This window comes from Krasilnikovia sp. MM14-A1259, from assembly GCF_047159535.1.
Classification (GTDB): domain Bacteria; phylum Actinomycetota; class Actinomycetes; order Mycobacteriales; family Micromonosporaceae; genus Actinoplanes.
Window position 1 is genome coordinate 6624285 of sequence record NZ_BAAGAJ010000002.1, and the last position, 18588, is coordinate 6642872.

Annotated in this window: 14 protein-coding genes and 1 pseudogene; 8 read left to right on the plus strand and 7 right to left on the minus strand. The window is 73.1% G+C overall.

Annotated elements, in window-relative coordinates; genetic code table 11:
- The first annotated feature begins 20 nt into the window (after window positions 1-20).
- Complete coding sequence (locus ACMCNK_RS30120; protein WP_412739716.1) at window positions 21-869, plus strand: DegV family protein; 849 nt, start codon at window positions 21-23, stop codon at window positions 867-869.
- Between the two features lie 48 nt (window positions 870-917).
- Here ACMCNK_RS30120 and ACMCNK_RS30125 read toward each other — a convergent pair whose 3' ends face one another.
- Window positions 918-1727: a putative protein N(5)-glutamine methyltransferase gene (locus ACMCNK_RS30125; RefSeq protein WP_412739717.1), complete on the minus strand. Its 810-nt coding sequence runs from the start codon at window positions 1725-1727 to the stop codon at window positions 918-920.
- 356 nt (window positions 1728-2083) lie between these two features.
- Here ACMCNK_RS30125 and ACMCNK_RS30130 point away from each other — a divergent pair, with 356 nt between their 5' ends.
- The 4 genes and pseudogenes from ACMCNK_RS30130 to ACMCNK_RS30145 form a co-directional block, all read left to right on the plus strand.
- Entirely contained in the window at window positions 2084-2977 is an 894-nt protein-coding gene (locus tag ACMCNK_RS30130) for a helix-hairpin-helix domain-containing protein (protein WP_412741035.1), read from the plus strand.
- Complete coding sequence (locus tag ACMCNK_RS30135; RefSeq protein WP_412739718.1) at window positions 2974-5430, plus strand: ComEC/Rec2 family competence protein; 2457 nt, start codon at window positions 2974-2976, stop codon at window positions 5428-5430. The genes ACMCNK_RS30130 and ACMCNK_RS30135 overlap by 4 nt, the downstream gene beginning before the upstream one ends.
- Before the next feature lie 299 nt (window positions 5431-5729).
- Entirely contained in the window at window positions 5730-6716 is a 987-nt protein-coding gene (holA, locus tag ACMCNK_RS30140; RefSeq protein ID WP_412739719.1) for a DNA polymerase III subunit delta, read from the plus strand.
- A 59-nt stretch (window positions 6717-6775) separates the two neighbouring features.
- Window positions 6776-6970 (plus strand): annotated as a pseudogene (locus ACMCNK_RS30145) (hypothetical protein); the annotation flags it as partial.
- Window positions 6971-7823: 853 nt separating this feature from the next.
- On the opposite strand, the gene rpsT reads toward ACMCNK_RS30145, so the two are convergent.
- Together rpsT and ACMCNK_RS30155 are read right to left on the minus strand one after the other, a co-directional pair.
- Window positions 7824-8090 carry a 30S ribosomal protein S20 gene (gene rpsT, locus ACMCNK_RS30150; protein ID WP_412739720.1) on the minus strand — a complete coding sequence of 89 codons (267 nt, stop codon included), beginning with the start codon at window positions 8088-8090 and terminating at the stop codon, window positions 7824-7826.
- A gap of 181 nt (window positions 8091-8271) precedes the next feature.
- Window positions 8272-9321 (minus strand): phosphotransferase, encoded by a 1050-nt coding sequence (locus ACMCNK_RS30155; protein ID WP_412739721.1) that lies wholly within the window; start codon window positions 9319-9321, stop codon window positions 8272-8274.
- A gap of 81 nt (window positions 9322-9402) precedes the next feature.
- Here ACMCNK_RS30155 and ACMCNK_RS30160 point away from each other — a divergent pair, with 81 nt between their 5' ends.
- Window positions 9403-9936: a DUF4240 domain-containing protein gene (locus tag ACMCNK_RS30160; protein ID WP_412739722.1), complete on the plus strand. Its 534-nt coding sequence runs from the start codon at window positions 9403-9405 to the stop codon at window positions 9934-9936.
- 34 nt (window positions 9937-9970) lie between these two features.
- On the opposite strand, the gene ACMCNK_RS30165 is transcribed toward ACMCNK_RS30160, so the two are convergent.
- On the minus strand, window positions 9971-11608 hold the full coding sequence (locus ACMCNK_RS30165; RefSeq protein WP_412739723.1) for a diguanylate cyclase: 1638 nt from the start codon (window positions 11606-11608) through the stop codon (window positions 9971-9973).
- Window positions 11609-11739: 131 nt separating this feature from the next.
- Window positions 11740-13365 carry a diguanylate cyclase gene (locus ACMCNK_RS30170; protein ID WP_412739724.1) on the minus strand — a complete coding sequence of 542 codons (1626 nt, stop codon included), beginning with the start codon at window positions 13363-13365 and terminating at the stop codon, window positions 11740-11742.
- Window positions 13366-13568: 203 nt separating this feature from the next.
- On the opposite strand from ACMCNK_RS30170, the gene lepA reads away from it, so the two are divergent.
- Together lepA and ACMCNK_RS30180 are read left to right on the plus strand one after the other, a co-directional pair.
- The gene (gene lepA, locus ACMCNK_RS30175) at window positions 13569-15446 is read left to right on the plus strand and encodes a translation elongation factor 4 (protein WP_412739725.1); all 1878 of its coding nucleotides are present in this window, start codon (window positions 13569-13571) and stop codon (window positions 15444-15446) included.
- A gap of 67 nt (window positions 15447-15513) precedes the next feature.
- The gene (locus tag ACMCNK_RS30180) at window positions 15514-15789 is read left to right on the plus strand and encodes a GlsB/YeaQ/YmgE family stress response membrane protein (RefSeq protein WP_412739726.1); all 276 of its coding nucleotides are present in this window, start codon (window positions 15514-15516) and stop codon (window positions 15787-15789) included.
- A gap of 24 nt (window positions 15790-15813) precedes the next feature.
- Here the strand turns inward: ACMCNK_RS30180 and ACMCNK_RS30185 are convergent, their stop codons facing one another.
- Window positions 15814-17580: a PAS domain-containing protein gene (locus ACMCNK_RS30185; RefSeq protein ID WP_412739727.1), complete on the minus strand. Its 1767-nt coding sequence runs from the start codon at window positions 17578-17580 to the stop codon at window positions 15814-15816.
- A gap of 149 nt (window positions 17581-17729) precedes the next feature.
- The gene (locus ACMCNK_RS30190; RefSeq protein ID WP_412739728.1) at window positions 17730-18581 is read right to left on the minus strand and encodes a hypothetical protein; all 852 of its coding nucleotides are present in this window, start codon (window positions 18579-18581) and stop codon (window positions 17730-17732) included.
- Window positions 18582-18588 lie beyond the last annotated feature (7 nt).

Genomic DNA, 18588 nt, shown 5'->3' on the forward strand with positions numbered 1-18588 from the left:
CGATCGGTTACCGTGCCCGCATGCCCGTCGCGGTCGTGACCGACTCCACGGCGTACCTGCCCGCGGAGTTGAGCGGCAGGTACGACCTCACCGTCGTCCCGCTCACCGTCGTGGTGAACGGTCACGAAGGGCGGGAGGGGCTGGAGATCGCACCGGACGACGTCGCCCGGGCGCTCGCGGCGCGCCGCGTCGCCGTCAGCACGTCCCGGCCCGCCCCGGAGCGGTTCCTCGCCACGTACCGGGAGCTGCTGGAGTCCGGCGCCGACGGGGTCGTGTCCGTCCACCTGTCGGGCAAGCTGTCCGGAACGTACGATGCCGCCTGCCTGGCCGCGGCCGAGCTGGGCCCGCAGGTCGAGGTGGTGGACAGCGGCACCACGGGGATGGGGCTGGGCTTCGCCGCGCTGGCCGCCGCGACCGAGGCCGGGCACGGCCGTTCCCTGGCCGAGGTGCGGCAGGCCGCGGACGTGCACGCCGCCCACGTCAGCACGCTGTTCTACGTTGACACGCTCGAATTCCTGCGCCGCGGCGGGCGGATCGGGGCCGCGTCCGCGCTGCTGGGCACCGCCCTGTCGGTGAAGCCGATCCTGCACGTGGTGGACGGGACGATCGTGGTGCGCGACAAGGTCCGCACGGCCGGGCGGGCGCTGGCCCGGCTCGTCGACCTCGCGGTGGAAGCCTCTGGAACCGGTGACGTCGACATCGCGGTGCACCACCTCGGGGCGCAGGACCGGGCGGCGGCCCTCGCGGACGCGGTGTCGGTGCGCCTCGGCGACCGGATGCAGGACTGCTACGTCACGGAGATCGGGGCTGTGGTGGCGGCGCATGTCGGCCCGGGCGTGGCCGGGGTGGTTGTGCACCGGCGTCCTTGAGCCCTTCCCATCTCCTTTCTCGGTGGCTCGGGTTCTCGGTGGCTCGGGTCAGTCGGGCGGTGCTCGATGGCCCTGGATCGTGGTCGCTTCCAGGTCCGCGTCGTGGCATACGGCCGGATGCAGGCCCGCGGCGTGTGTCGCGGCGGAGGCCGCGTCCGCCTGAGCGTCGGTGATCTCGGAAAACAGCACGCCACCCGCGGCGAGCCAGGCCGGCGCCTCCGCCGCGACCGCGCGGAAGACATCCAGCCCGTCGGCGCCGCCGTCCAGGGCGGTGCGTGGCTCGTGCAGCCGGGCCTCCGCCGGGAGCAGGGGAAGGTGGCGGGTGGCGACGTACGGGACATTGGCGATCAGGACGTCGACCCGCCCACGAAGACCCGGTGGCAAGGCGTCGAAGAGATCGCCGGCGAAGACCTGGGCGTCCGTGAGGGCCAGGTTGTCCCGGGCGCAGGCCACGGCGACCGGGTCCACGTCGGCCGCGTACAGCTCCGCGTCGGGCACGCGGTGGCGTACGGCGAGTCCGAGCGCGCCGGAGCCGCAGCACAGGTCGACGACGACCGGACGGCGTGATCGGATGTCCCGCGCATGCTCGGCTGCCAGACGGACCAGCAATTCGCTGCGGACCCGTGGCACGAAGACGCCCGGCCGCAGGCGCACCCGCACCCCGCAGAAGTCGGCGTAACCCACCACCTGTTCGAGCGGCTCCCCGTCGGACCTACGCCGGACCAGCGCCATGAGCGCCGCCGCGTCCGTGGCCGCGGCGGCCAGCACGGCGGCCTCATCCTCCGCGAACACGCAACCCGCCGCGCGCAGTGTGTCGACGGCACGGGCCAGGGCCAACGCCGGGATTCCCGAGGTCACCGACCATACCTAGCACACACGTGCGGCGGCCGACGATTCTCCACAGTGCGCGGTCGTCCACAGGCGCTCAGCCGCGGGGAGTTCCACGCCACTACGGTCACGACGTGCGAGACGCTTCCGATCCCGACGAGGCCGTTCGGGCCCGGCTGCGGGCCGTCTTCGGCGCCACCGACCGGGTCGTCACGGCTGCTGATGTCACGGCCCGAGCCGGCCCTGGGCAGTATCCGGGCCGGGCCGATCCGTTTGTCGTGGCGGCTGATGCGAGCGGTGAAGCCGGGCCGGGGCAGCGCCTGGGCCGGGCCGATCCGTTTGTCGTGGCGGCTGATGCGAGCGGTCAAGGCGGGCCGGGGCAGCGCCTGGGCCGGGCTGATCCGTTTGTCGTGGCGGCTGCTGATGGTCGCCGCAGCGAGGGCGGGCTGCCGGTCCGGCGGGCGAGGGCTCACGGCCCGGCGGCATCTGCGGAGCCCGGCGCCGTCGACGCGGCAGGCGCAGCCGCACTGCTTCCGGACTCCTCGCCCGAGCGTGTCGACGCTCTGGCGGCCGCGGCGGCACAACACGCCGGTGGTGGTGCGTTCGGCCCGGCGCCGGGCGGCGAGCGGGCGCTGAGCGGGCTGGCGGCGTTCGATCCCGGTCGTCGCGGCGTCCGGTCGCTCGCGGTCGTCGCGGCGTTGGTGGTGCTGGTGGCCGCGGCGCTCGCGTGGCGGGCACGCCCCCACGTCGAACCGGTTTCGGCCGCTGCCGCGCCGACCGTGGCCGGGCGGGTCGACACGACGCCGGGACCGGCCACGGTCACCACCTCCGCCGCCGGACGATCCGGCGGTAGCGACATCGTGGTGGCCGTGGGCGGCAAGGTCCGTAAGCCCGGCCTGGTTCGGCTCACGCCCGGAGCACGCGTGGCGGATGCGTTGCAGGCCGCCGGAGGTGCCGACCCGGGAGTCGACGTGGCCCTGCTGAACCTGGCCCGCAAGGTTGTCGACGGCGAGCTGATCATGGTCGGTGTCACTGCACCACCCGGACTGGCGGCGGCGCCCGGCACTGCGCCCCCGGGGGCGCCTCCCGGACCCGTCAACCTGAACACCGCCACACTGGCCGACCTCGACTCGTTGCCAGGCGTCGGGCCGGTCCTGGCCCAGCGGATCCTCGACGCCCGGCAGGCCCACGGCGGTTTCACGGCCGTCAGCGACCTGCGCCGGGTGGACGGCATCGGCGAGGCCCGGTACGAGCAACTGAAGGACCTGGTGACGGTGTGAGCCCGGCACCTGACGCCGGGTCGCCGCGTGTCGGGTCGCCGCGCCCGCCGGATCTGCGGCTGGCCGGGTTCGCGGTGGCGGCGTGGCTGGCCGCCCTGGCGGCGCTGCACTCGTCCGCCGTCACCGGAGCGGTACTGGCCGCGGCCGCCCTCGTACTGGCAATCGGCGTCGCCACCGTTCCCGTCGAATGGCTCGACCGCGCGCGCCGCGTCTCCTCGCCGCGCGATGGCGGGTGGCGGCAGGTGGGCGCCGTCCGGTGGATCGTGGTGGCCGGGCTTCTGGGTGCCGCGTGCGGCGAGACCGCGACCGCCGCCCGGGTGGCGGTACGGGACGCGGGTCCGCTCGCCATTCTGGTCGCCCGCGGCGCGACGGTCGATGCCGACCTCGTCGTCCGCGATGACCCGCGGGCGCTGGCCGGTGGGCCGGGGCGGCCGACGACGTATCTGGTTGCGGTGGATCTGGCCGGCGTCCAGGCCCGTGAGCCGGCGGTGACGTTGCGGCTCGACGTGCGCGCGCTGGTGCTGGCCGCGGATCCTGGCTGGCGCACGCTGCTGCCGGGCCAGCATGTCAGCGCGACCGGCCGATTGCTTGCTCCGCGTGGCGGCGACCTGCGCGCCGCCGTCCTGTCCGTGCGGCAGGCGCCCATCCTGCGGGGCCGTCCACCATGGACGCAGCGTGCGGCGGGGGCACTGCGGGCCGGCCTGCAGCGGGCGTGCGCGCCGCTGCCGGACGACACCGGTGGTTTGCTGCCGGGTCTTGTCGTCGGCGACACCAGCCGACTGGATCCGGGGCTGGAGGAGGATTTCCGCGCCACCGGAATGACCCACCTCAACGCCGTGAGCGGTGCGAACGTGGCGATTGTCCTCGGCGTGGTGCTGTTCGTGCTGCGCTGGGCTCGGGCCGGCCCGGGGCTCACCGCGGCCGTGTGCGCGGTGGCGCTCGTCGGTTTCGTCCTGCTGGCTCGCCCTTCGCCGAGCGTGGTGCGGGCCGCGGCGATGGGCGCGATCGGGCTGATCGGTCTCGCCACAGGGCGACCACGGGCGGCGTTACCGGCACTCGCGGCGGGCATCGCGGTGCTCGTCCTCCTTGACCCCGAGCTCGCGGGGGACGCCGGGTTCGCGTTGTCCGTACTGGCCACGGGCGGTCTGTTGCTTCTCGCTCCGCGCTGGCGCGACGCGCTGTGCCGTCGCGGGTGGCCGGCATGGGCCGCGGAGGCGATCGCCGTACCGGCGGCCGCGCAGCTCGCGTGCGGGCCTGTCGTGGCGGGGCTGTCGGGCACGGTAAGCCTGGTCGCGGTACCGGCGAACCTCGTCGTCGTCCCCGCGATCGCGCCCGCCACGCTGCTGGGCGTGGCATCGGCGGTGCTGTCGCCGCTGTGGCCGGCGGGTGCGGAGTTCGCGGCGTGGGCCGGCCAATGGCCCGCCCGCTGGCTGGTGCTCGTGGCCACGGTGGGTGCCCGGGTCCCGGCCGGTGCGGTGCCGTGGCCGGGTGGCGTTCCGGGCGCCCTGTTGCTCGCCGTGGTGACGGCGGGCCTGCTGGTGGCGGCTCGCCGTCCCCTCGTGCGCCGGATCGTCGCGGTGGTCTCCGTCGGTGCGGTGCTCGGCACCCTGCCCGTACGGCTGCTTGCCGCGGGCTGGCCGCCGCCGCGCTGGCTGGTCGTCGCGTGCGCGGTCGGGCAGGGCGACGCGATCGTGCTGCCCGCAGGCCCCGGTCGGGCCGTGGTGGTCGACGCGGGACCGGAGCCGACCGCGGTTGACCGGTGCCTGCGCCGCCTGGGGATCGGCGACGTGGCGGTGTTCGTGGTGAGCCATTTCCACGCCGACCATGTGGGCGGGTTGGCGGGCGTGTTCCGGGGCCGCAGGGTCGGCGCGGTCGTCACCCCCGACTGGGACGATCCGCCCAGTGGCCGGGCCGCGGTGAACGCAGCCGCCGCCGCGGCACGCGTTCCGGTGCAGCCAGTCACGCCCGGCTGGTCGTACGCGGTGGGTGACCTGCGGCTGACCGCGCTCGGCCCGGTGACACCGCTGCACGGCACCAACTCGGATCCCAACAACAACTCGCTCGTGATGCGAGCCGTGGCGCACGGGCACACGGTGCTGCTGCCCGGCGACGCGGAGACCGAGGAACAGGACGCCCTGCTGAGCCGGCTCGGCCCGGAGGTCGTTCGGGCCGAGGTGCTGAAGGTCGCCCATCACGGCAGCGCCTACCAGGAGCCCAGGTTCCTGGCCGCGGTGGATCCCGTGGTGGCGCTCGTGTCGGTCGGGCTCGGCAACGACTACGGCCACCCGAACGCGGCGCTGTTGGCCGGCCTGACGCGCGCGGGGGCCCGGGTCCTGCGTACCGACCTGGACGGCGACGTGGCGGCGGTGGCGACCCCGACGGGGCTGGCCGTGGCGGCCCGTGGCGACCCGCCCGCCGGCGCCGCCCGGGGCACAGGAGGGCCGCGACGGTGACGGCTGCGGAAAGCCGGGTCCGTCGCCGTCGCCACCGGAGCCCGGAAAAGCCCACCCGTCGAGCCCCAGCGATGCGTGCGACACGCCCGGAACATTGGCCGACCGGGTTCGACAGCCGACGATCAGGGCGGATGTGTTCCAGGTCACGTCGGTCGTTGGAGGGTCGCCCTGCGCCTGTTCGGCCCCGGGTGCCCCGAAGGGTTTATGGCGGATCGCCGATATGTCACGTTTCGTGTTCTCTGTTCGGCGGTGAGTGCACAGGAGTGAGGCGAGATGACAACCGTTGTCACCGTGCGACGATGTGGGGCGTGAACGCCGCAGCCCCACCTGTCCCGCTCGTGCTCGTCCTCGGCGACGAGGAGTTGCTTTCCGCCCGCGCGGTCACGGCGGCCGTCGAAGCGGCCCGCGCGGCCGATCCGGGCGCGGATGTCCGCGAGTACGAGGCAGCCGCCCTCACCGCGGGCGAGGTCGCCGAGATGGTCAGCCCGTCGCTGTTCGGCGGCCGTCGGGTGCTGGTCGTCCGGGCCGGCCAGGATGCCCGCAAGGACCTCGTCACGGCGCTGCTGGCGTACGCGAAGAATCCGGACCCCGATGTCACGCTGATCGTCGCGCACCTCGGGGCGGCCAAGGGCAAGGCCTTCGCGGACGGCCTGCGCGCCGCGGGCGCCTTCGTGATCACCGCCGCCAAGCTCAAGGGCGAGCGCGAGCGGATCGCGTTCGTGCGCGACGAGTTCCGCCGCAACGGTGGCCGGTGCGACGAGGCGGCCGCCGCGGCGCTGCTCGCCGCGGTCGGCAACGACCTGCGGGAGATCGCCGCCGCGTGTTCGCAACTGCTCGCCGACACCGACGGCCGCATCACCGAGGCCGTGGTCGCCCGGTACTACCGGGGCCGAGCGGAGGTCAGCGGGTTCACGGTCGCCGACGCGGCGATGGTCGGCGACGTGCCTGGTGCGTTGGAAGCGCTGCGCTGGGCGCTGCACGTCGGCGTCGACCCGGTGCCGATCGCGGACGCGCTCGCCGACGGGGTCCGCACGGTCGCCCGGGTGGCGTCGGCCGGGCGGGGTAATCCGTACCAGCTGGCGAGCACGCTGGGGATGCCGGCGTGGAAGATCCAGAAGGCGCAGGAGCGCAGCCGCGGTTGGACCCCCGAAGGGCTGGTCGACGCGATGCGTGCCGCCGCCGACTGCAACGCTGCGGTCAAGGGCGGCGCGGAGGACCGCGGGTACGCCCTGGAGCAGGCCGTCGTCGCGGTTGCCGCCGCCCGCGGCTTGGGGAGTGGCCGGTGACCCGCACGATTCGGTCCCGGCGGGCCCCCGCGAGTCAGCAGCCCCCGCTCTACGCCAGGATGCTGCGGCTGCGCCATCTCGCCCCCAGCGGTTTTCTGTGCTTCGCGCTCCTCGAGGGCACGGTGGCGGTGGCCGTCCTCCTCGCGCTCGCCGAGCTGGTGAGCTGGTGGGGGGTGCTGGTCCTGCCCGTGACCGTGGCAGCCATGGTGAAGCTCAACGACGTGATCGCGGGCGCGGTCAACCGCCCGGCGGCCGCGGCCGCGGCCGAGCCGGCCCGTACCGGACGGACCGGGCGTAACCGGACCGGCGCGCAGGCGCGGATCCCACGGTTGCGGCCGGCCGGTGAAGCGGTCGCCCGTACCGGTCCGACCCTGCGGTCGGCCGTGGCGCCGCCACCGCCTGAGGGTCTGCTCGTGTGGACACCCCCATACACCGACACGCCCGAATTCGGCGAGGCCGGGCCTGAGTACGCGTCCGGACGGGAGTACGAAGCCGGGCGGGAGTACGAGGGCGGGCGCGACTACGAGGCCGGTCCGGAGTACGACGACGTCGGACACGCGTCCGACGGGTCGCGGCGCGAGTTCGACGATTCCGCCCCCGCGTTCGAGGATGCGGGGTTCCGGTACGAGAATGCCGGGCCGGAGACCGGGTATTCGTACGGCGCTGCCGGTCTCGGGCGCTACAGCCCGGTCGATCTGCGCGCGCGGGTCGACGTCGCCCGCGCGGCGATTCAGGCGGCCACGGCCATCGACGCCCTGCCCCTGGACGAGGCGCCGACCCCACTCAACGAGGCGCCGACGGCGCGGCTGTGGGCGGATGAGCTGGACGCGGAGCAGCGCGCACGGCAGGCGGCCACCCGCCGCTACGAGTAGCCGCGCCCCGGTCGCCTGATCCGTCAGCCGCCGAATGCGTCCCGCTGTCCCGCGGGCGTCAACCGGCATCCCTGCTCGGGGGTACCTGGGTCTGTTCACCTCGGCTCGGGTGTGCGGGCTCCCCGCGCGTCTCCGGACATGACAACGGGCACCGTCGCGGACCTGGCGGTCCGGAGGTGCCCGCAGTCGTCCCGCCTGTCAGGCGGGACGGGACCGCCAGAGCGGCCCGGACAGCTCAGGCAGAGAGCGAGGAAACCCGCTTGGCGATGGCCGACTTGCGGTTCGCCGCCTGGTTCTTGTGGATGACGCCCTTGCTGACAGCCTTGTCCAGCTGACGGGAAGCGTCACGCAGCAGCGCGGTCGCCGTCTCGGCGTTGCCGGCCTCGCTCGCCTCGTTCAGCTTGCGGATCACGGTCTTCAGCGACGACTTGACCGACTTGTTGCGCAGCCGGGCCTTCTCGTTCTGCCGGTTGCGCTTGATCTGGGACTTGATGTTCGCCACGCGACAGCCTTGTCCTGACTAGGTTCGGATGATGTCTCGTGCGAGCGGTCACAGCAGCCGACAACGGCGCGTCACCACACGCGAGGAACCAGGTTACCAGCACCGCCGCGGCCCGCAAAAACGCCCGGGTCGGCAGCGTAACGCCATCACACCCGACCGGGCCGTGCGGAGGCCTCCGCACTCACGCCCAGCCGCGGCGTGCGGCCAGCCATTCCAGCGCCTGGCCCCCGCTGAACCGCTGGTGCTGCCGGCTGTGCGGCGAGGCGCTGCTGGGGCCGCCCGCCGCCCGGACCAGCCAATACCCGGACAGCGCGGCCAGCGCCCCGTCGACCCCGCCCGGGGGTGCCGCCCACGGTTCGATCAGCGCGTCCGCGTCCAGGCCGCTTGCGTACGCGCTGATCAGCAACGTCACCGTGTCGAACCAGGGGGCGCCCAGACAGGGCCAGGTCCAGTCACAGAGCCAGGCGGCTCCCGTACGGTCGATAATCACGTTGTCGACCCGCAGGTCGCCGTGCACCATCGCGGTGCCTGCCGCCAGCGGTGGCAGGGCCGCTTCGAGTGCCGCCAGCTCACTCAGCCGGGCCGGCACCCACGGCGGCGCCGGAGGCAACGCCTCGTGCCCGGCGGCGATGGCCTGCCACGAGCAGAATTCCGCACGCAGAATCCCGTCCAGCGGCGGCAGCCCGACCGCCGACAGCGCCGTGGGCGGGGCGTGCAGCGCGTCCGCGGCGCAGGACCAGGCGTGCAGGGCGGCGGCAAGGTCGGCCGGGTCCCACGGCAGAGCGGGTACGTGCCCGTCAACCGGGTCGAGGCAGAGCACGAACCAGCCGGCCGCGGTCAGCGTCCAGCGCGGTCGGGCGGCGGGTACGGCGGGTGGCAGGGCGGCGGTGACGGCGGCCTCGCGGGCGTACCAGTCGGCGGTCGGATCCGTGGTGGCCGCGGCCTTGACGAACGCGCGGGCGCCGGTGGTGGTCGTCACCGTGGCCGCGAACGCGGTGGTGAAGCCGCCGCCCGCCGAGACCGTGGTGGCGACCGGGGTGCCCAGGCGCGCCTCGATCGCCGCCCGCACCGCGTCCGGCAATGTGGCCCAGTCGGGGCGCACGGCGGTGGCCCCGTACGGAACCTCGGGCAGCGTGACGGCGCGCATGCGGACCATCCTGCCGGGCGCGGACAACGGGTGACCGGCGACCCGGGAGCGGACGCCTTCGCCGCCGAACAGGTCGGCCGGCATGCGGGCCCGGTACCTTTCGCGGGCGTCCACGTACCACGGCGGCGGCCGACGATGTCGCACCCGGCTGGCAGCATCCCCGGCATGAGAACGGACGACTTCTGGGCGGTCATCGGCCGGGCGACCGCCGACCGCCCGGGCACACCGGGCGAGGTGGCCGATCGGGCGGTGGCCGAGCTGGCCGGCCGCGACCCGCAGGAGATCATCGCCTGGGCCCGTCACCTCGACAAGGTCATGGCCGCTTCCGCGACGGAAGACCTGTGGGCGGCGGCATATCTGATCAATGGCGGGTGCTCCGACGACGGCTTCGACCACTTCCGTGGCTGGCTGATCGCGCACGGCCGCGACGTGCTGGCCCGTGCCGTGCGGGCGCCGGATTCGCTGTCCGAGCTGCCCTCGGTGCAGGCCGCCGCGCGCACCGGCGCCGTGTTCGAGGCGGAGGAGGTGCTGTGCGTTCCGGCGCAGGCGTACGAGCGGGCCACCGGCAGCGCGTTGCCGGCGTCCCCGGCGCCGCCCGGAAGGCCGGACCCTGCCCAGCTCTGGGACTTCGACGACGAGGACGAGATGCACCGCCGCCTGCCGCGCCTGTCCACCCTGTTTCTGGCGCCGCCGGAGTGAGCTCGGGCGAGGCCGGCACAGCGTCGCGGAGGTGCTAGGACGCCAGGGCGGCGGAGTCCCGCCAGCGACGCCGCTGCGGCGGGGTGACGGCGCTCGGGTCCAGGTGGATCCGGTTCCGGCCGCCCCGCTTGGCCCGGTAGAGGGCCTCATCCGCCTGGCTGAGCAGGGTGCGCTGGGTGCTGTCCGGGGTGGCCGCGGATACGCCGATGCTGATCGTGACCGGGAGTTCCCCGGTTATCGGCTGCCACGGGTGGTCGGCGATGCGGTGGCGCAGGCCTTCCAGGCGGGCCACGGCCGAGCCCGGGTCGGTGCCGCGCACCACGAGCAGGAACTCCTCGCCGCCGAGCCGGGCGGCGAAGCCGTCCGGGCCGGTCTCCACCGAGTCGAGCAGGCCCGCGACAGTGGTGAGGACCTGGTCGCCGGTCTCGTGCGAGAGCGTGTCGTTGATGCGCTTGAAGTGGTCGAGGTCGAGCAGCGCGATGGTGACCGGGGAGCCGTCGGCGGCGGCGCGGTTCAGCAGGGGCGGCAGGTGCTCGTCGACGAAACGGCGGTTGCGCAGGCCGGTGAGCGCGTCGCGCAGCGCCTGCTCACGGAACCATTCGGCCTGGCGGCGGGCTTCGGCGACCTCGAACATGACCTGCCGGTTACGGGCCTGGACGTCGCGTTCGGCGGAGCTGAGCCGTTCCTGGGCGGCGTTGAACTCACTCAATGCGAGGTAGGCGTCCTTGTAGTCGCCAGCGGCGGCGTGGATCTCCGACAGTTCGAACAGCGCCTGGGCGGCGTTGTACGTCAACGACAGCCGCGCGCTCTCCTGCTGCACCTGGACGGCCGTGCGCAGGGCCGCGGCCAGGTCGCCCTTGCGTCGCTGTACGAGGGCCAGGGTGAGCAGCAGATCCGTCTCGGCGTCGGCGTCCTGGGCGAGTTCCTCGCTGCGCAGGGCGTCGAGCGCGGCCAGGGCGGCCTGCTCCGCGGTGTCGTGGTCGCCGCAGAGCGTCTCCACCCGGGCCACGGTGTCCAGCACCGAGAAGCCGAGCGGCATCCCGTGCGCCTGTGCGACCTCGCGCAGCCGGGCCAGCACGCCCCGGGCCTGCTCGCCGTTGCCCTCCTCGTATTCCGCGTACGCGTAGTTGTTGAGGGCCATGATCCGCTTGTAGACGTTGCCGGTTTCGACCGCGAGCCGGTCGGCCTCCTCGTAGCGCTCGCGCGCGGCGCCGGGGGATCCGGTTCGGGCGAACGCGTCGCCGAGCTTGATCACGCAGGCGATCCGGATCGACACGGGGGTGGTGTCGTCCTGCGCGTTCACGCATTGCAGGCTGTGATCCAGGGAGGCGCCCATGTCGCCCATCGCGCGGTGCAGCCGGGCCAGGACGCGGTGGGCGCTCGCCTGCAGCCGGCGGCGTTCGTTCGCGTCGGCCCAGGCCAGCACATCGGACAGGATCCGTGCCGAGGCGGCCAGGTCACCGCGGTACTCGTGCATGGTTGCCTGCAGCAACCGGGCGCGCCAGAGCAGCTCCGTCTCACCATGTGCGTCGGCCGCGCGTTCGAGCTCGGCGGCGGTGCGTTCGGTCTCGGCGAGGTCGAAGTCGCCGTCGTCCTCGTACTTGTCGAGCATGCGGGCGGCCGCGGCGGGGTCGAACGGCGGTGTGGATTCCGCTCGCGGCGCTGCGCTCATCTCGCCCCCTGTCGAGTGTCCGGTCACCTCTCCCATCGACCGGTGCCCGGTCGATCTGCGGAAGGTCGCGGCGCTAACCTGCCGAGCGCGGCCATTGGGCTGCGCCGGGCAGCCAGGGGCCGGGGCGTGCGCTAAGAGGCCAGGCGGGGGGCGTCACGCCAGCGACGGCGGTGCGGCCCGCTGACCGCCGGGTCGAGGCTGATCCGGTCGCGGCCCTCCCGCTTCGCTGTGTACAGCGCCGCGTCGGCCGTGCCGAGCAGGGTGCTCTGGGTGCTCTCCGCGGTGGCCGCGGCGACACCGATGCTGACGGTGACCGGCAGTTCCCCGGTGATCGGGTGCCAGCCGTGGCCCGCGATCGTCGCGCGCAGGGTCTCCAGCTCGGTCACCGCACCGGCCACGTCGGTGCCGCGTACCACCACCAGGAACTCCTCTCCGCCGAGCCGTGCCGTGAACCCGTCGGGGCCGGTCTCGACCGCATCGAGCAGGCCCGCGACCGCGGTCAGCACCTGGTCGCCGGCCTCGTGCGAGAGGGTGTCGTTGATGCGCTTGAAGTGGTCGAGGTCGAGCAGTGCGATGGTGACGGGGGAGCCGTCGGCGGCAGCGCGGCGCAGCAGCGCGGGCAGGTGCTCGTCGACGTACCGGCGGTTGTGCAGGCCGGTGAGCGCGTCGCGGTGTGCCTGCTCGCGGAACCATTCGGCCTGCCGTCGAGCCTCGGCCACCTCGAACATCACCTGGCGGTTGCGGGCCTGGATCTCGTGCTGGGCGGAGCGCAGCTGCTCCTGGGCGGCGTTGAATTCGCGTACGGCGCGGTAGGCGCGCTCGAAATCGCCGCGGGCGGCGTGGATCTCGGCCAGCTCGTTCAGAGCCTGCGCGGCGTTGTTCACCAGCGGGAGCCGCTCGCACATGCCCTGCACCTCGGTGACGGTGTCCAGCGCGCCGGCCAGGTCGCCGCCGCGCCGCTGCACCAGGGCGAGCGTGAGCATCAGGTCCGTCTCGGCGTCCGCCTCCCGCGCGCGGTTCTCCCGCCGGAAGACGCCGAGTGCGTTGTTCGCCGCCTGCAGCGCCGCGGTGTGATCGCCGCACAGCGTCTCGACCCGGGCGACCGTGTCCAGCACGTTGGAGTTGAGTGATTCGCCGTGCACGATCGCGACCTCGCGCAGGCGGGCGAGGACCGCCCGGGCGCTGTCTCCGTCGCCCGCCTCGTACTCGGTGTAGGCCCAGTTGTTGAGCGCGCCCATGCGCCGGGCCACGATGCCGTGCCCGGCGGCGAGCCGTTCGGCCTGCTCGTACCGTTCCCGCGCTTCCGGGATGGAGCCGGTCATGGCGAACGCGTCGGCGAGCGCGATCAGGCAGCCGATCCGCTGGGAGATCGGGGTGGTGTCGTCCAGTGCGCTCACGCACTGCATCGTGTGATCCAGGGTGGCGGCCAGGTCGCCCATCACCCGGTACAGCCGCGCCAGCACGCGGTGGGCGCGCACCTGCACCCGCCGGCAGTCGTGGATCTTCGCCCAGTCCAGGGCATCCGACAGAATCCGCACCGCCTCGGCGGGCTCGCCGCGGCATTCGAGCATGTCGGCGCGCAGCAGCCGGGCGCGCCAGAGCAGCTCGGTCTCCCCGCTGGCCCCGGCGGCTGACTCGAACCGGGCCGCCAGCTGTTCGGCCCCGGCCATGTCGAAGTCGGAGCTGTCCTCGTATGCGTCGAAGATCCGGTTCGCGTCGTCGCGGTCGAGCGGTTCGGCCGCACCGGTGCCGTGCACGGGAGGCAAAGTGTTCGGCACGCCGTTCATGTCGTACCGATCGACCAGGTGTCCGTCGAACTGACCCCGGGGTCGGCCGGCTGGCGGAAGCCCCCGGGCCCGGGTGTCGGCCGAGCGCTGTCGGCGGGCGTGGGACGATAGGTGGCGGTCGGCGTGTCCGCCGGCCGTCGCAGACGCATCCAGCTCGAGAAGAACGGACGATCGTGCCTGCACCGCTCGACCCCGCGAACGTCATCGGAGCGACCGACCCCGGCCGCATCCGTAACTTCTGCATCATCGCGCACATCGACCACGGCAAGTCGACGCTGGCCGACCGGATGCTGCAGATCACCGGGGTGGTCGACCCGCGCCAGATGCGCGCGCAGTACCTCGACCGGATGGACATCGAGCGTGAGCGCGGCATCACGATCAAATCACAGGCCGTGCGGATGCCGTGGGTGGTCCGGGAGGGCGACCAGCAGGGCCAGTCCGCGGTCCTCAACATGATCGACACCCCGGGCCACGTCGACTTCACGTACGAGGTGTCGCGCAGTCTCGCCGCCTGCGAGGGGGCGATCCTGCTGGTCGACGCCGCGCAGGGGATCGAGGCGCAGACGCTGGCCAACCTGTATCTGGCCATGGAGAACGACCTGCACGTCATCCCGGTGCTCAACAAGATCGACCTGCCGGCCGCGCAGCCCGAGAAGTACGCGGAGGAGCTGGCGAAGCTGATCGGGGTCGAGCCGGGTGACGTGCTGCGGGTTTCGGGCAAGACCGGGGTCGGTGTCGACCACCTGCTCGACGAGATCGTGCGCCAGTTCAAGCCCCCGGTGGGCGATGCGGCGGCCCCGGCCCGGGCGATGATCTTCGACTCGGTGTACGACGTGTACCGCGGCGTGGTCACCTACGTCCGGGTGATCGACGGCAGGATCGAGGCCCGGGACCGGATCCGGATGATGTCCACCGGCGCGGTGCACGAGCTGCTCGAGATCGGGGTGGTCTCACCCGAGATGGAGAAGGCGGGCGCGCTCGGCGTCGGCGAGGTCGGCTACCTGATCACCGGCGTGAAGGACGTGCGCCAGTCCCGGGTCGGCGACACGGTGACCGGCAACGCGCGCCCGGCCACGGAGCCGCTGGGCGGCTACAAGGACCCGAAGCCGATGGTGTATTCCGGCCTGTACCCGATCGACGGCTCGGACTACCCGGCGCTGCGCGACGCGCTGGACAAGCTCAAGCTCAACGACGCCGCGCTGACGTACGAGCCGGAGACCAGCGCGGCGCTGGGCTTCGGGTTCCGGTGCGGCTTCCTCGGCCTGCTCCACCTGGAGATCATCGGGGAGCGGCTGGAGCGCGAGTTCAATCTCGACCTCATCTCGACCGCGCCGAACGTGGTGTACCGCGTGTACACGGAGGACGCCGTGGAGCACGTGGTCACGAACCCGAGCGAGTTCCCCGAGGGCAAGATCGCCGAGATCCACGAGCCGGTCGTGCGCGCCACGGTGCTGGTGCCCAACGAGTACGTCGGCGCGGTGATGGAGTTGTGCCAGAGCCGCCGCGGAAGCCTGCTGGGCATGGAGTACCTGTCCTCGGAACGGGTCGAGCTGCGCTACACGCTGCCGCTCGCGGAGATCATCTTCGACTTCTTCGACCAGCTCAAGAGCAAGACGAAGGGGTACGCGTCGCTGGACTACGAGCCGTCCGGGGAGCAGGTCGCCGACCTGGTCAAGGTTGACATCCTGCTGCACGGTGAGCCGGTCGACGCGTTCAGCGCCATCGTGCACAAGGACAAGGCGTACAACTACGGGGTCACGATCGCCTCGAAGTTGCAGAAGCTGATCCCGCGGCAGCAGTTCGAGGTGCCGATCCAGGCGGCGATCGGCAGCCGCATCATCGCCCGCGAGACGATCCGCGCGATCCGCAAGGACGTGCTGGCCAAGTGCTACGGCGGCGACATCAGCCGTAAGCGCAAGCTGCTGGAGAAGCAGAAGGAAGGCAAGAAGCGGATGAAGATGGTCGGCCGCGTGGAGGTGCCCCAGGAGGCCTTCATCGCCGCACTGTCGACGTCCGACTCGACCGACGTGAAGGGCCCCGGAAAGAAGTAGCCGCGGTTTGGGAACCGGTGGGGCCGGGCACTGTGGGAGCCCGAGGTCGAGCCCCAAGGAGGTTCCCATGACCGTCACCGGCATCATCAGCGCACTCATCGTCGGCCTGATCATCGGCGCACTGGGCCGTCTGGTCGTACCCGGCCGGCAGAACATCCCGATCTGGCTGACGATGGTGATCGGTGTCGTCGCCGCGCTGCTGGGGACGGTGCTGGCCCGCGCGGCCGGTGTCGCGGACACCCGCGGCGTCGACTGGACCGAACTGCTGTTCCAGGTGGTGCTCGCGGCGATCGGGGTCGCCCTCGTGGTCGGGGTGTCCGGCCGCCGCGGTGTCACCCGCTGACCCGACCGGCTCCCGGTGCGGCGCTCAGTAGCGGAACTTGTGCTGGGCGCTGCGCCGGTTCACCCGGGCGGGCAGCTCGTCGATGTGGTCGAGCCGGGGGAGTCGCTCCCCCGGCTCATGACCTTCGGTGACGTCCCGCATCGTGACCACGAAACCCTGGACCAGCCGGTCCTCGCGCAGGTCCCGGTACGTGGCCTCGACGAGCGCCTGGGTCCCGTCCGGGCGCAGCAGGGCGCAGAACACCACCCCGTCGCCCTCGGCCTGCAGGGCCTGGCGTACCTGGCTGCGGTCGTCGGGGTGCACGAGGTCGTACAACGTGGCCAGGGGCGCCAGCTCCGCGACGCCGACGAGCCGGCGCACCGCGGGGCTGGCGTACCGGATGCGCTGGTCGGAGTCGATGACCAGCATGGCGTCCGCGGTGTTGCGGATGACCGCCCGCAGGTACAGGTCGCTGTCGCGGCGGCCCACCGCGTCGACGAGCGAGATGCGGTCCAGTGCCAGCGCGGCCTGCCCGGCCAGGACCTCCAGGGTGTCGCGGGCCGCGCCGAGCAGGTCGCGGGCGCCGGTGAGCACCAGCGCCCCACCGCTCGGCCGGGCCACCGCCAGCGGCTCCAGCCACAACGGGCACACGAGGGTGGCCTCGCCGTCGGTGGTCGACGCCTCGGGCAGCCACCAGCTCCGGTCGCGGATCCCCAGGCTGCCGGGCGAGCCGAGTTCATGGTCCTTGGGCGGCCCGGGATGGTGCGGTGCACCGTCCACGGCGGGCGGAGTCGGGCGGTCGATCCGGACACTGTCCATGAACGACGGCAGGACCCACGTGCCGTCCATGGTGGACGGCAGCGCGTGGGTCAGCTGGCGATCGTCCGTCGCGAACGTGATCCGACGTACCCCGTCGGGCAGCAGCTCGGTCACCGCGGCGCGGACCGCCGCGTCCACGGCGGGCAGGTCGGCGGCGGCCACCAGGGCGGCGCTCGCCTCGCGCAGCCCCCGCTCGCGGGTCAGCGCGGCACTGTGCTGGCTGAGCGAGTCGGCCAGGCGGGTGAACGTCAGCACCACCGTGATCATGCTGGCGGCGGCGATCACCACCCCGTCGGTGACCCCCGTGGTGACCGCCTCGATGAGCAGCACCACCGGCGGCGTCGCCACGGAGACCGCGAGCAGTGCGGCCCACCGGCCCCGCCACGGCGTCGGCCGGGCCTGGTGCGGCAGGGTCAACCGGACCATGGACGGGTGCAGCGCCGCGGCGCCCCACGCCACGTACAGCGCGATGTAGCCGGTGTCCGCCAGGCGGCCGGGGGCCAGCGGGTAGCCGATGTCGGAGGCGAGCAGGCCGAGCGCGCCGATCAGCAGCAGCACTGCGGACCAGTTGCGCCAGGCGGCGACCGACAGGCGGGCCGCGACCACGATCAGCAGCAGATCACCGAGCACGTCGGCGGCGGAGATCGAGCCGACGTGGCTGGTGCCCCCGAGCACGAAGATCCACACGACGAGCAGGGCGGAGCAGGTGAACGCGAGCAGGTCGATCAGCCGGGCCCGGTCGACCAGGACGGCGCCGCCGCGGGTGAGCTGCAGCAGGCCGAGCGCGACGAGCGGGAACATCATCGTGTAACACAGGCCGGCGGCTGCCGTCTCACCGAGCGCGTAGCACGCGTCGCCGCTCGCGAGGCTCGCCAGCGCGCCGGCCAGCAGCAGCCACGGCCCGATGCGGGCGGGCCGGTGCCGGTGGACTCCGACGAGGACAGCGGTGACGCTCGCGACTCCCAGCGCGATCCATTCCACGGCCCCTGACACGCCCCTACTAGTACCAGGGCGGTTGCGGTCTGTCCACGTCGATGTATACGCAGCGCTATCGAGAGCGACGGTCTGTCACGCCACGCAGAGCAATGTGAACGGACGAACGGGATTGCTCACCATGTCACGCACGTTCGTCGATGCCGAGGTCAGCGGAACACTTCGGCGACCACGGTGCGGCCGTCCGCCGCCCCCGTCCCGGTTACCGGCTGCCACTTGCCGCTCGGCGCGCGCCACTCAAGGTCAGCAAACCGTACCCGTTCGAGTCCGGTTTCGCGGGCGTGCGCGACCAGCCAGTGTGCGTACCGCCACCCGGTGCTCGGGTCCGTCACCGCCAACGTGAGGTCGCCGGCCTGCCCGGCACGTGCCGGGACACTGTCGCCCCAGTCGCGCCGCAGCCCCTCGGTCAGGGCCGCTGCCGCCGCGGCGCCGCGCAGTGCCGGCTGGCCGGCCACGGTGCACGCCACCGCGCCCGTGGCACGCCCGGTGAGCGCCTTGGCCAGCACCGCGGACTCGTCCGCCCACTTCTCGTACGCATTCGGGTACGCCGAGCGCTGCACCCGCTGCGCCGCGTCCGTGACCCGCATCTCCTCCCACCCCTTGACCTTCTTCAGGGCGGAGTAGAACCGGTCCGCGGCGTACCGCGGGTCCTGGATCTTCTCGGCGCTGCCCCAGCCCTGGCTGGGACGCTGCTGGAACAGGCCGACCGAGTCGCGGTCGCCGTCGCCGCGATTCTCCAGTTTCGACTCCTGCAACGCGGTGGCCAGCGCCACGACCACCGCCCGTTCCGGCATCTCGCGCCGCATGCCGACGGCGGCGATCGTGGCGGCGTTGGCCATCTGTACGGCGTCCATCGCCACCTGGCCGCCGGCCTGCACGATGCACTCCGGACCGAGGTGCGGCAGCTTGCCGCCCATCGAGTTGACCGCGGTGACCACGGCGACTGCGGCGACGAGGACGAGTACCGCGGCCACGATGACCGGCCGTTTCCGCACGCGCACCCCCTCT